A 12,198-nucleotide genomic window follows, 5' to 3' on the forward strand; every position below is an offset into this window, starting at 1 on the left:
GCGTGCAGCCGTTGACGAAGCGGAAATCGACCACCTCGCTATGCCACACTGGGTCGCAATGTGACTGAAGGGATGCATTATGTCGCGCACGATGAGGACCCTGAAAAGGGCGCGCCTCTTCGCCGCACTGAACGCAGCCGGCGCGGTTGCGGTGCTGATCCTGGGCTCGGGCCTCGCCCTGGCCGACCCTGAAGACGCGCCGCCCGCACCCGGGGTAGTCGAGCCGGCCGAGCCGGGCCCGTTCCCGCCATTGGCTCTGCCGCCGGATCCGTTCGCCGTGCCGCCGCCTGCTGACCCGTTCGCGGTGCCGCCGGCTGACCCGGCCGTCGTACCGCCGCCCGGTGACCCATTTGCGGTGCCGGTGGCCGCTGGGCCCGTCGCCGGCCAGGACCCGACGCCGTTCGTCGGCGAGCCGCCGTTTCGGCCGCCGACCTTCAACCCGGTCAACGGCGCGCTGGTCGGCGTGGCCAAACCGATCATCATCAACTTCGCGGTGCCCATCGCTGATCGGGCGTTGGCCGAGCAGGCCATCCACATCTCGTCGATTCCGCCGGTGCCGGGCAAGTTCTACTGGATGACACCGTCCCAGCTGCGTTGGCGTCCGTTGCAGTTCTGGCCACCGAACACCGCCGTCAACATCGACGCGGCCGGCACCAAGTCCAGCTTCCGTACCGGTGATGCGTTGGTGGCCACCGCCGATGACGCGACCCACCAGATGACCATCACCCGCAACGGAACCGTCGTTAAGACGTTCCCGATGTCAATGGGGATGGCGTCCGGCGGCCACCAGACGCCAAACGGCACGTACTACGTGCTCGAGAAGATGCCCACGGTGGTCATGGACTCGTCGACGTACGGGGTGCCGGTCAACTCGGCCAATGGCTACAAGGTGACGGTGCAGGATGCCGTCCGGATCGACAACAGCGGAAACTTCGTGCACAGCGCGCCGTGGTCGGTGGCCGATCAGGGCAGACGGAACGTCAGCCACGGCTGCATCAACCTGAGCCCGGCCAACGCGAAGTGGTTCTTCGACAACTTCGGGTCTGGGGATCCGGTCGTCGTCAAGAACTCCGTCGGGATTTACAACAAGCCCGACGGCGCTTCAGACTGGCAAATGTAACGCGCCGCGAGCAGACGCAGAAGGATCCCTTGGGCGCCGAGATGCGGGCGCAACACCGGGAGGGACGCGTATGGGACGGAAGAAGGGGCGCTTCTTCGGTGCCCTGAAGGCAACCCTGATGGCTTTGGTGCTGGGCTGGGCACTGGTACTGGGCACGGGCCCTGCGGTGGCAGAGCCCGATCCCCCGCCGGGCGATCCAGGAGCTCCCGCGGTCGAAGGGCCCCCGCCGCCCCCGCCTTTCATCGGTGTGGCGCCGTTCGGACCGCCGAGGATCAACCCCGCCAACGGCGCGACGGTCGGTGTGGGCCAGCCGATCATCATCGACTTCCCCACGCTGGTGGATGACGCCGGCGCCGCAGAAGCCGCGGTTCGCGTTTCGTCGGTCCCGTCGGTTCCCGGGGTGTTCTACTGGCAGACCCCGACGCAGCTGCGTTGGCGTCCGTACAGCTTCTGGCCCGCCCATACGGAGGTAACCGTCGACGCGGGAGGCACCGTGTCGAGCTTCCGAACCGGGGATGAGCTGGTGGCGACCGCCGACGACGCCACGCACCAGCTGACCGTCACCCGCAACGGTGTCGTGGAGAAGACGTTCCCGATATCGATGGGAATGGCTTCGGGTGGACACCAAACCGCGAACGGCACCTACTACGTCCAGGAGAAGATGGCGACGGTGGTGATGGACTCCTCGACGTACGGGGTCCCGGTCAATTCGGCGAACGGCTACCGGATCACGGTGACGGACGCCGTCCGCTTCGACAACAGCGGCAACTTCGTGCACAGTGCGCCGTGGTCGGTCGACGATCAGGGCAGGCGCGACGTAAGCCACGGTTGCATCAACCTCAGCCCTGCCAACGCCAAGTGGTTCTTCGCCAACTTTGGTCCCGGCGATCCCATCATCGTGAAGAACTCCACCGGCAGCTACACCAGGAACGACGGCTCCAACGACTGGATGCGCGTCTTCAACTAGCCGCGAACTAGCCCGCGCCAAACGCAAGATCGCCCTTCTCCGGCGGAACCGGAGGAGGGCGGTTTTGTGTCTGTTCGTGGCGGGCGATTATGTATAGCATCATACATATGCGAAGCCCGCGCGAACGGATGGTGGTCTCGGCTGCGTTGTTGATCCGCGAGCGCGGCGCCCACGCCACCGCCATTTCCGACGTCCTGGAACACAGCGGCGCGCCACGCGGGTCGGCGTATCACTACTTCCCGGGCGGGCGCACGCAGCTGCTCTGCGAGGCGGTCGATTTCGCTGCCGAGCACGTCGCCAACCTGATCACCGCGGCGCCCGACAGCATGCAGTTGCTGGACACGCTGATGGACACCTATCGCCAGCAGCTGTTGGACAGCGACTTCCGGGCCGGCTGCCCCGTCGTGGCGGTGGCCGTCGAAGCGGGTGAGGCGGCGGACCGGGAACGGATGGCTCCGGTCGTCGAACGCGCGGCGGCGGCATTCGACCGATGGTCCGATCTGATGGCGCAGCGGTTCATCGCCGACGGAATAGCTGCGGCGAGCGCGCACGAGTTGGCGGCGTTGGCGACGTCGGCCCTCGAAGGCGCGATCGTGCTGGCCCGCGTGCGGCGCGACCTGGCGCCCATCGACGCCGTGCACCGACAACTGCGCAACCTGTTGGCGGCCCAGCTGCCGGAGAGGACCTGATGATGACCACCACCGACTGGCAGCAGACCGCATGCATTCTGTGCGAGTGCAATTGCGGCATCGTGGTGCAGCTCGAAGGCCGCAAACTCGCCCGGATCCGCGGCGACAAGGCCCATCCGGCCTCGCAGGGTTACACGTGCAACAAGGCGCTTCGGTTGGACCATTATCAGAACAACCGTGCCCGCCTGACTTCTCCGATGCGCCGTAGGCCCGATGGCAGCTACGAAGAAATCGACTGGGACACAGCGATTGTCGAGATCGCCGAGGGCTTCAAGCGCATCCGCGACACGTACGGCGGGGACAAGATCTTCTATTACGGTGGCGGCGGGCAGGGCAACCACCTTGGTGGGGCCTACAGCAGCGCATTCCTGAAGGCGCTCGGTTCGCGCTATCGCTCCAATGCGCTGGCGCAGGAAAAGACGGGCGAGGCATGGGTGGACGCCCGTCTGTATGGCGGTCACACCCGGGGCGAGTTCGAGCACGCCGAAGTCTCGGTGTTCATCGGCAAGAACCCGTGGATGTCGCAGAGCTTTCCGCGAGCGCGGGTGGTGCTCAACGAGATTGCCAAAGACCCGAACCGGTCGATGATCGTTCTCGATCCCGTGCTCACCGACACCGCGAAGATGGCCGACTTCCACCTGCGGGCAAAGCCGGGCACCGACGCGTGGTGCCTGGCCGCCCTGGCGGCCGTGCTGGTACAGGAAAACCTTTGCGACGAAGTGTTTCTCGCCGAGCATGTGCATGGCGTCGATGCGGTCCGCGCCGCGCTGCAGGACGTCCCGGTGGCCGAGTATGCCCAGCACTGCGGAGTGGACGAAGAGTTGATCCGGGCGGCCGCGCGGCGGATCGGGACCGCCGGCAGCGTCTCGGTGTTCGAAGACCTCGGCGTGCAGCAGGCGCCGAACAGCACGCTCTGCTCGTATCTGAACAAGCTGCTCTGGATCTTGACCGGCAATTTCGCGAGAAAAGGCACGCAGCACCTGCATTCGTCGCTGGCGCCCCTGCTGGGCACCGCTACCGGCCGCACCCCGGTCACCGGTGCGCCGATCATCGCGGGACTGGTGCCGGCCAACGTGATACCCGAGGAAATCCTGACCGATCACCCCGACCGGTTCCGGGCGATGATCGTGGAAAGCGGCAACCCCGCCCACTCGCTGGCCGACTCGACCGCCTGCCGCGAAGCGTTCCGGTCCTTGGAATTGCTCGTGGTCGTCGACGTGGCGATGACCGAGACGGCGCGGTTGGCCCACTACGTGCTGCCCACGGCCTCGCAGTTCGAGAAGCCGGAGGCGACCTTCTTCAACTTCGAGTTCCCGCACAACGGATTTCAGTTGCGCCGGCCGCTACTGGACCCGTTGCCGGGGACGCTGCCGGAGCCGGAGATCTGGGCGCGGTTGGTACGGGCGCTCGGAGTGGTGCAGGACGAGGATCTGCGGCCGTTGCGGGAAGCGGCTCGGCAGGGCCGTCAGGCCTACACCGAGGCGTTTCTCGGTGCGGTAGGGGGCAATCCGACCGTGGCCAAGCTGCTTCCGTACGTGCTGTATGAGACGTTGGGGCCGACACTGCCTGACGGGATGGCCGGCGCGGCCGCGTTGTGGGGGCTGGCGCAGAAAGTGTTCATGACCTACCCCGACGCCGTCCGGCGGGCCGGGCATGCCGACGGGAATGCGCTGTTCGACGCGATCATGGACAACCCGTCGGGGGTCACCTTCACCGCGCACAACTACGCGGATGACTTCGCCTTGATCAGCCACTCCGATCACAAGATCGCGCTGGAAATCCCCGAAATGCTCGGCGACCTAAGGGGTCTGGCCGCCGCGCCCACGCAGCTGACCACGCCGGACATGCCGATCGTGCTCTCGGTGGGGGAGCGGCGTGCCTTTACCGCCAACGACATCTTCCGCGATCCGTCGTGGCGCAAACGCGACGCCGACGGCGCGCTGCGGGTGAGTGTGGAAGATGCGCAGCAATTGGGGTTGGTGGACGGCGGGCGGGCACGGATCACCACCGCGGCGGGCAGCGCGGAGGCGACGGTCGAGGTCAATGAGACGATGCTGGCCGGACATGCGTCTTTGCCCAACGGGTTTGGGCTCGACTACGTCGACGAGGACGGCCGCACCGTCGTGCCGGGCGTCGCCCCCAACTCGCTGACATCGTCGACCTGGCGGGACGCCTACGCCGGCACCCCGTGGCACAAGCACGTGCCGGCCCGCATCGAGCCGTGCCGAGCAGACGCAAACTCGTACGCCTGAGGGCGTTTTCGTACGAGTTTGCGTCTGCTCGCGGGAAGAGGGGACCTCGCGGGGATTAGTTCCAGATGCGGACGCGGCGGGCGGGTTCCAGGTACAACGCGTCGGCCTCGGCGACGTCAAACGCCTGGTAGAAGGCGTCGATGTTACGGACCACCCCGTTGCAGCGGAACTCCGGCGGCGAGTGCGGGTCCACCGCCAGACGCCGAATCGCTTCGGCGTCACGCGATTTCGTCCGCCACACCTGGGCCCAGCCGAAGAACACCCGCTGCACGCCGGTCAGGCCGTCGATGACCGGTGCGGGCTCGCCATCCAGTGACAGCTGGTAGGCCAGCAATGCGATCGACAGTCCACCGAGGTCACCGATGTTCTCTCCGACGGTGAATGCGCCGTTGACGTGGTGGCCGCCGTTCAGTCCGCGCGGCGTGTAGGCCTCGTACTGCTCGATCAGGGCCTTGGTGCGGGCGCCGAATTCGGTGCGGTCGTCATCGGTCCACCAGTCGACCAGATTTCCGTCGCCGTCGTACTTGGCGCCCTGGTCGTCGAAACCGTGCCCGATCTCGTGCCCGATCACCGCGCCGATGCCGCCGTAGTTCGCCGCGTCGTCGGCATCCGGGTCGAAGAACGGAGGCTGCAGAATCGCTGCGGGGAACACGATTTCGTTCATTCCCGGGTTGTAGTAGGCGTTGACGGTCTGCGGGGTCATGAACCACTCGTCCCGGTCCACCGGACCGCCGAGCTTGGCCAGTTCCCGGTCGTGGTTGACGGCGTAGCCGCGCTGGTAGTTGCCGTAGAGATCGTCGCGGTCGATCACCAGGTTGGAGTAATCCCGCCACTTGGCCGGATACCCCACCTTTGCGGTGAACTTGCTCAGCTTGGTCAGCGCCCGCTCGCGGGTCTGCGGCGTCATCCAGTCCAGGTCGCTGATGCTGATCCGGTACGCCTCGCGCAGGTTGTCCACCAGGGTGTCGATGCGGGCCTTGGCGTCCGGCGGGAAATGCTTTGCCACGTAGAGCTTTCCGACGGCATCGCCCATCAAACTCTCCACCAGCGAAACGGCGCGCTTCCAGCGGTCCCGGATTTGCTCGGTGCCGGTCAGCGTGCGGCCGTAGAAGTCGAAGTCCTCCTCGACCAGGGCTTGGGTCAGCCAGGGCGCCCGTGAGCGGATCAAACGCCAACTCGCCCAACGCTTCCAGTCTTCGAAATCCTCGCCTGTCCACAACTCGGCGAAGGTGGTGAGGTAATCGGGCTGGCGCACAACCAGTTCCGCAACCGCCTCGGGCGTGGTGCCCAGCCCTTGCACCCAGCCGGTCCAGTCGAAGCCCGCCCCTTCGCTTTGCAGCTCGGCGAAGGTGCGCAGGTTGTAGGTGAGTTCGGCATCGCGGCGCTTGACCACGTCCCAATGCGCGGCGGCCAGTTTCGTCTCCAGCGCCACGATGCGCGCCGCCGTCTCCGCATGGTCGGCGGTGTCACCACCGAAGACCAGGGCGAACATGCGCGCGATGTGTCCCGGGTAGGCGGCCAGCACCGCGGCGTGCTGCTCGTCGCGGAAGTAGGACTCGTCGGGCAGGCCGATGCCGGACTGCGAGAAGTGCACCAGGTAGCGCGTCGAGTCTTTGGAGTCGGTGTCCACGTAGAGTCCGACGCCGCCGCCGACCCCGGTGCGTTGCAATGCGCCGATCACGCCGGCGAGCTCGCTGCGGTCGGTGGCGGCCTCGAGCACGGCGAGTTCGTCGAGCAGAGGCTGCACACCGCGGCGCTCGACGGCTTCTTCGTCGAGGAAGCTGGCGTAGAGGTCGCCGATGCGCTGCTCATCGGTGCCCGCGGGGGCGCCGGACCGGCTGGCCTCGACGATCAGGTCGCGGACCTGCTCCTCGGCCCGGTCGTACAGGTGGCGGAAGGCACCGTCGGTGGCCCGGTCGGCGGGGATCTCGTACTCGGTCAACCAACGGCCGTTGACATGGCCGAAGAGGTCGTCTTGCGGGCGGGCCTCGGGGTCAACATGGCTCAGGTCGATACCGGAGCGAATGGCGGCATACGTCACCCCGCCATACTTACACCTATTTTCGAGTGCGACGATCGGGCCATGCCTGACCAGGAGGAAGCCACCAAGGTGGCCCGTGCCGACGACCCGGAAACGGACCCCGAAACCGACCCGGACACCGACGAGGAACTGTCCGACCCGACGTTCACCATTTACGGCATCGCATCAGCGGTGCTCGGCGTTGTCTCGATCGTCGCGATCGTGCTCGGTGTGCTCATCTACCAGGCGCGCCAACAAGACTCCGGTGAGCGGATTTATCTGACCAAGGTCATGCAGGCCGCCGCCGAATGGACGAACGTCCTGATCAACATGAACGCCAGCAACGTCAACCCCAGCCTGCAAAAGTTGCGTGACGGGACGGTCGGACAGCTCAACACCGACTTCGATGCGGCCGTCCAGCCCTACCGCCAGGTGGTGGAAAAGCTGCAGACACAGAGCGTCGGACGGATCGAAGCGGTTGCCGTCGAATCGGTGCACCACGACCTGGACAGCCAACCCGGCGTGGCTAGGCAGGTGGTGACCACGAAACTGCCCGCCTTCGCCAGTCGGGCGGATTCGGTGATGGTGGTGGCGACGTCGGTCGCCGAGAATGCCGGCGCAAAACCGCAGACCGTGCACTGGAACCTGCGGCTCGAGGTCTCCGACATCGAGGGCAAACTGATGATCTCCAAGCTGGAGTCGATCAAATGAGAAACGCGTTTCGGCTGCTGGCCTTCGACATCCTGGCACCGTTGGCGGCGGTCGCCGGGCTGCTGGCGATCGGCAATGTGCTGGTGTGGCCGTGGTGGTGGATATCGGCCTGCACGGCCTTGGTGCTGCTGATCGTCCAGGGAGTGGTCGTCAACTTCTGGCTGTTCCGCCGCGACGCGGTGACCGTCGGTACCGACGACGACGCCCCCGGATTGCGCCTGGCGATCGCCTTCTTGTGTGCGGCCGCGCTGTGTGCGGCGGTCGTGACCGGATACACCCACTGGACGAAGCCGGACCGCGAGTTCAAGGAGAACAGCCGAACGGTGGTCCGCATTGCCAGTGGAGTGGCGGAGGCGGTGGCGTCGTTCTCCCCGGGTGCGCCCGGCGCTTCGATGGATCGCGCGGCGGCGATGATGCTGCCCGAGCGGGCGGAGCAGTTCAAGCAGCAGTACGCCAAGTCCAGTCAAGAGATGATCCAGCGCAAGGTCACCGCTCAGGCGACGACGCTGTCGGCGGGAGTCGAGGCGATCGGACCGACGGCGGCCAGCGTGGCGGTGATCCTGCGGGTGACGCAGAACGCGCCCGGCGAGCAGACCAGTCGGGCGGCTCCGGCGGTGCGGGTCACGCTGACCAAGCGTGGCGACGACTGGCTGGTCGAGGATGTGACGCCGCTGAACTCCCGCTAGTTGGATTCGGCGTTCGTCGACTTGACCCGGACGAACCGGTCCGACAGTCGCCGCATCCTGATCATCAGGGACGCCGACGGACTGACCGTGCCGTCCAGGTAGGCGGTCAGGTCGTCGGCACCGACGCCGATGCGGGACGCGAATTCCGGCTGACTCAGACCCGACCGGTCCACGAGGAGCTTCACGTGACGCGCCACCTCGGCACGCTCGTTGGCCTCCAGGTGGGAGCGGGCGCGGTCCAGCACCTCCCACAGCGCCTTGGAGATGCCGTAACGGGCACCGGCCAGGATCTCCTCCACCTGCCGCGCCGTCCGACCGTACGGGTCGCGTTTGAGCGCGGTGGCGATGCGCTTCCACGTGGCGATGTCGCCGCTCTCCAGCGCCTCACGGATCGCGGCGGTGGACCAGAACTCCACCGGCTGGTCTTCGAGCCGGCCACCGTGGTCTCGGTGAGGCGGCGGTGCGGACGCACCCTTCCAGCGGTCGGCAGCCAACGTCACCTCGCCTCCTCCAGCATCGCTACGGCCACCGCCAGGCAACGCCGCCTGACTTGCTCCCAGTCTGCCTTGTCGTCCGGCCCGGGTTCGCCCTCATCCAGGTCGGCCGGGCACGGATCCGCCAGGCGCCGGACCAGCTGAGTGGCCATCCACTGCCGCCGCGCCCGGGAGCCGGGCGGTTGACAACAGTAATACCTGTCCATGTGGCTGAGCACCGCCGCGGCGGTCTCGGGCTCGACTGCGTCGACCATGTCTGCAAGTTCGGCGTAGTCGCGTCTGCTGTTACGGCACAGGATCAGGTAGCCCTTGAGACGCAGCGCTTCGGCACAGGTCGGGATCGAGAGGCGGTCGCCGGTGGGCAGCTGCACGTTGGTGGTTTCGACGGGGCTGCTCCGCTCGAAGGAGGAGCTGGTCGCCGCGCTTGTCTGTAAGGCATCCAGGGCGACCGACAGCCGTCCGCGCCACACGGTCACCGGATGGACCGGGCGCTCGGTCCACGTTTTCGCCCGCGCGATACCGGTGCGGTACGCCTGGCTGACGCTCTTGCGAGCCCCCGCGCGGGGGTCGGTGTAAACGTTGCCGGCGGGCCTGTCCGCGGAGGCGAGGACCAGCTCGTCGCCGGCGACTTCCTGGTCCTCGGGCTGGGTGCGCCCGCAGCCGGTGAAGGCCAGTGGGTCCGTCACGCAAATAGCGTCGGGCGCAAGGGTTTTCAGCTTCGCCGCGGACTTGATCACCATCCGCACGTCCGCGCTGGGTGGGACCATTGCGGTGATGTCGTCCGGAATGATCACGACATCACCAAGGTCGACGTCGGGCAGCGGACGGTCAAAGTCGACCGACGGCAAGACCCGACCCAACCAGCTGGGCAGCCACCAATTCCACTTGGCGAACACCGCCATCAGAGCCGGCACCAACACCAGACGAACGATGGTGGCGTCGACGGCGATCGCCACCGCGCACGCGACCCCGATCTCTGCGACCAGGGGCATGCCCGCGAAGGCGAAGCCGCAGAAGACGGCAATCATGATCAGGGCCGCGCTCGTGATCGTGCGAGCGCTGGTGCTCACGCCGTATGCGACGGCGTCGCGGGTATGGCCGGTCTGCAGGAAGCGTTCCCGGATCCGGGTGAGCAAAAAGATTTCGTAGTCCATCGACAAGCCGAACGTCATCGCCAGCACCAGCGGCGGCACCGTGCTGTCGATCGAGTTCAGCGCGGGGAAGCCCAGTCGCTCGGCCCAACCCCACTGGAAGATCATCACCAGGCTTCCGTAGGCGGCCGCCACCGAAAGCAGGGTCATCAGCACGCCCTTGAGCGCCAGCAAGACCGAGTGGACGGAGATCAACAGCATCAAGAAGGCGATCAGCGCGACGAAGAGCAATACCAGTGGCTCCGTCGTCGACACGCGCTCGTCGAAGTCCTTGATCAGCGCGGTGGGGCCACCGACCTCCACGCGCGCGGTTCCGATGCCAGACACCGCGTGCAGGTGCGTCCGCATCCAGTCGACCGTCTGCCGCGCCGCCAAATCTTCGGGGTCGACGGTCAATACGGCGTTCAGCAGGGCGCTGCGGTTGTCGTCGCCGAACTCCGGCGGCGCCACCGTTGCGACATTGGGTGCCTGCGTCATGTGCTGCCGAATCCCGGCGAGGATCTGGGCGTGCTCGGGCGAGGACGCGTTGCCGTCCGGGAAGGTGACCAGGACCTGCACCGGGCCCATGGCGCCGGGACCCAGTGCGTGGGACGCGGCCGCCACACCGGACCTGATCTCGTGCGACGAGTCGAACTGACGCAGCAGGCTGTTGCCCAACACCATCTGCGTCGCCGGCGCGGCCATGACCAGCAGGACGGCCGACGCGGCCAGCGCGGACATCCAGGGCCGGCGCATGACCCAGGTGACCCAGCGGGTCCAGAACTTCGAGACGGTGGTTTCCGGGCGCCGCGACCAGTGCAGCAGCGGCGACCGCTTGGCCGCGGCCCGGCCGAACGTGGCCAGGATCGCCGGTGTCAACGTCGCCGACGTCAGCATCGCGACCGCGACCGCGAGGATCGCACCGGTGGCCATCGACTTCAGGGCCGGGGTGTTGATCAGGTAGATCCCGGTGAGCGACGCGACGACCGTCATGCCGGACAGCACCACCGCGAGGCCGGAAGTCGCCATCGCCGCGTCGACGGCGTCCTGCGGTTGTCGGCCGGTGCGCAATTCCTCGCGGAAACGCATCAGGATGAACAGCGAATAGTCGACGGCCAGCGCGATGCCGAACATCGACACCGTCGACGTCACGAACACCGACATGGTCGTGTGCATGGACAGCAGATAGACCAGTCCCATGGTCACCACGACGGTGCAGATGCCCAGGGCCAGCGGGATCGCCGCGGCCGCCAGCGAACCGAACACCGCGAGCAGGACGATCAGGATGATCGGCAGGTTCCACTTCTCGGCCTCGGCGATGTCGTGCTTGGTGTTCGCCGCCGCCGCGGCCGACAACGCGCCCTGCCCGATGACGTACAGGCGCACCCGGCCGTTGGTGGTTTCGCCGGCCCGATCACCCTCGATGCCCACCTTTTGGCGCAGCTTCTTGGCGACGTCGCTGGTGCCCGGGTTGCGGGCGTCCAGCCGCAGCGACACCACATAGGGCCGGTCGGGTTGGGGTTGCCGCTGGGTGGGATTGGGCGCCTCGGTGACGCCCGGGATCTCGCCGGCGATCCGCCGGAGCTCCGCGACCGCGTCGTTGATGTCCTGGTAGCTGGCATCGGGGCGGGGTGCCGCCACCAAGGCCAACGACGACGCGCCCAGGTCCGGGTATTGGGCGACGAGTTCGTCGTGCACGGCCAGCGACTGAGAGCCGGCGACCTCGAAGCCGCCGCCGGTGAGATTCCCCGACTGCGTCATCGCGAGGTAGATCGCCGGCACCAGTGCGAGCAACCAGCCGGCAAAGACAAACCAGCGAAATCTGCGCAAGTTGCGGCTCAGCCGCATCATGAACTGCTGGATTTCTTCACTCCCCGTATTACTCGCGTTACGCGTGCGGACGAGCCTACCGCAGCAACCTATGTATTTAAGTGGGTTTGCGGCATCTGAGCTGCGACGACGTGATTTTTTCCCGGAATCCGGGGGTTCGTTACGCGCCCGTTGTCGGGCCGTTGTCTCCCTGTTGGCGGGGCGTCATCACATCGGCTTCGCTTGGCGGCGACACGGTCCGGGATGGCAGGATGATCCGTGGCCGCGCGTGGGGGGAGATCATGCGCAGACCCCTAAGG

9 protein-coding genes are annotated in these 12,198 nt (G+C 66.8%); 6 read left to right on the forward strand and 3 right to left on the reverse strand.

Annotated features, from left to right (window positions below; genetic code table 11):
• Positions 1-79: 79 nt before the first annotated feature.
• The 4 genes from G6N68_RS29875 to G6N68_RS29890 all read left to right on the forward strand — a co-directional run bounded on the left by G6N68_RS29875 (position 80) and on the right by G6N68_RS29890 (position 5,028).
• Positions 80-1,120 carry a L,D-transpeptidase gene (locus G6N68_RS29875; RefSeq protein ID WP_163719824.1) on the forward strand — a complete coding sequence of 347 codons (1,041 nt, stop codon included), beginning with the start codon at positions 80-82 and terminating at the stop codon, positions 1,118-1,120.
• Between the two features lie 70 nt (positions 1,121-1,190).
• The gene (locus tag G6N68_RS29880; RefSeq protein WP_163719826.1) at positions 1,191-2,087 is read left to right on the forward strand and encodes a L,D-transpeptidase; all 897 of its coding nucleotides are present in this window, start codon (positions 1,191-1,193) and stop codon (positions 2,085-2,087) included.
• Between the two features lie 107 nt (positions 2,088-2,194).
• On the forward strand, positions 2,195-2,776 hold the full coding sequence (locus G6N68_RS29885) for a TetR/AcrR family transcriptional regulator (protein WP_163719828.1): 582 nt from the start codon (positions 2,195-2,197) through the stop codon (positions 2,774-2,776).
• Positions 2,777-2,778: 2 nt separating this feature from the next.
• Entirely contained in the window at positions 2,779-5,028 is a 2,250-nt protein-coding gene (locus tag G6N68_RS29890; protein WP_163719830.1) for a molybdopterin-dependent oxidoreductase, read from the forward strand.
• 55 nt (positions 5,029-5,083) lie between these two features.
• Here the strand turns inward: G6N68_RS29890 and G6N68_RS29895 are convergent, their stop codons facing one another.
• Positions 5,084-7,069 carry a M13 family metallopeptidase gene (locus G6N68_RS29895; RefSeq protein ID WP_163719833.1) on the reverse strand — a complete coding sequence of 662 codons (1,986 nt, stop codon included), beginning with the start codon at positions 7,067-7,069 and terminating at the stop codon, positions 5,084-5,086.
• A gap of 42 nt (positions 7,070-7,111) precedes the next feature.
• On the opposite strand from G6N68_RS29895, the gene G6N68_RS29900 reads away from it, so the two are divergent.
• Together G6N68_RS29900 and G6N68_RS29905 are read left to right on the forward strand one after the other, a co-directional pair.
• Positions 7,112-7,759 carry a hypothetical protein gene (locus G6N68_RS29900; protein WP_163719835.1) on the forward strand — a complete coding sequence of 216 codons (648 nt, stop codon included), beginning with the start codon at positions 7,112-7,114 and terminating at the stop codon, positions 7,757-7,759.
• Positions 7,756-8,445 (forward strand): hypothetical protein, encoded by a 690-nt coding sequence (locus G6N68_RS29905; RefSeq protein ID WP_163719837.1) that lies wholly within the window; start codon positions 7,756-7,758, stop codon positions 8,443-8,445. Before G6N68_RS29900 ends, G6N68_RS29905 begins: the two co-directional genes overlap by 4 nt.
• Here G6N68_RS29905 and G6N68_RS29910 read toward each other — a convergent pair.
• Together G6N68_RS29910 and G6N68_RS29915 are read right to left on the reverse strand one after the other, a co-directional pair.
• Positions 8,442-8,945: an XRE family transcriptional regulator gene (locus tag G6N68_RS29910; RefSeq protein ID WP_163719839.1), complete on the reverse strand. Its 504-nt coding sequence runs from the start codon at positions 8,943-8,945 to the stop codon at positions 8,442-8,444. The two genes, G6N68_RS29905 and G6N68_RS29910, sit on opposite strands and share 4 nt — an antisense overlap.
• Positions 8,942-11,920 carry an MMPL family transporter gene (locus tag G6N68_RS29915; RefSeq protein WP_163719841.1) on the reverse strand — a complete coding sequence of 993 codons (2,979 nt, stop codon included), beginning with the start codon at positions 11,918-11,920 and terminating at the stop codon, positions 8,942-8,944. Before G6N68_RS29915 ends, G6N68_RS29910 begins: the two co-directional genes overlap by 4 nt.
• Positions 11,921-12,198 lie beyond the last annotated feature (278 nt).

The organism is Mycobacterium bourgelatii (genome assembly GCF_010723575.1).
In the GTDB taxonomy this organism is placed as follows: Bacteria; Actinomycetota; Actinomycetes; order Mycobacteriales; family Mycobacteriaceae; genus Mycobacterium; species Mycobacterium bourgelatii.

Bases quoted from the DNA above. Each gene is read 5' to 3' on its own strand.
- G6N68_RS29875 (WP_163719824.1), top strand. From the start codon at position 80: ATGTCGCGCACGATGAGGACCCTGAAAAGGGCGCGCCTCTTCGCCGCA.
- G6N68_RS29880 (WP_163719826.1), top strand. From the start codon at position 1,191: ATGGGACGGAAGAAGGGGCGCTTCTTCGGTGCCCTGAAGGCAACCCTG.
- G6N68_RS29885 (WP_163719828.1), top strand. From the start codon at position 2,195: ATGCGAAGCCCGCGCGAACGGATGGTGGTCTCGGCTGCGTTGTTGATC.
- G6N68_RS29890 (WP_163719830.1), top strand. From the start codon at position 2,779: ATGACCACCACCGACTGGCAGCAGACCGCATGCATTCTGTGCGAGTGC.
- G6N68_RS29900 (WP_163719835.1), top strand. From the start codon at position 7,112: ATGCCTGACCAGGAGGAAGCCACCAAGGTGGCCCGTGCCGACGACCCG.
- G6N68_RS29905 (WP_163719837.1), top strand. From the start codon at position 7,756: ATGAGAAACGCGTTTCGGCTGCTGGCCTTCGACATCCTGGCACCGTTG.
- G6N68_RS29915 (WP_163719841.1), bottom strand. From the start codon at position 11,920: ATGATGCGGCTGAGCCGCAACTTGCGCAGATTTCGCTGGTTTGTCTTT.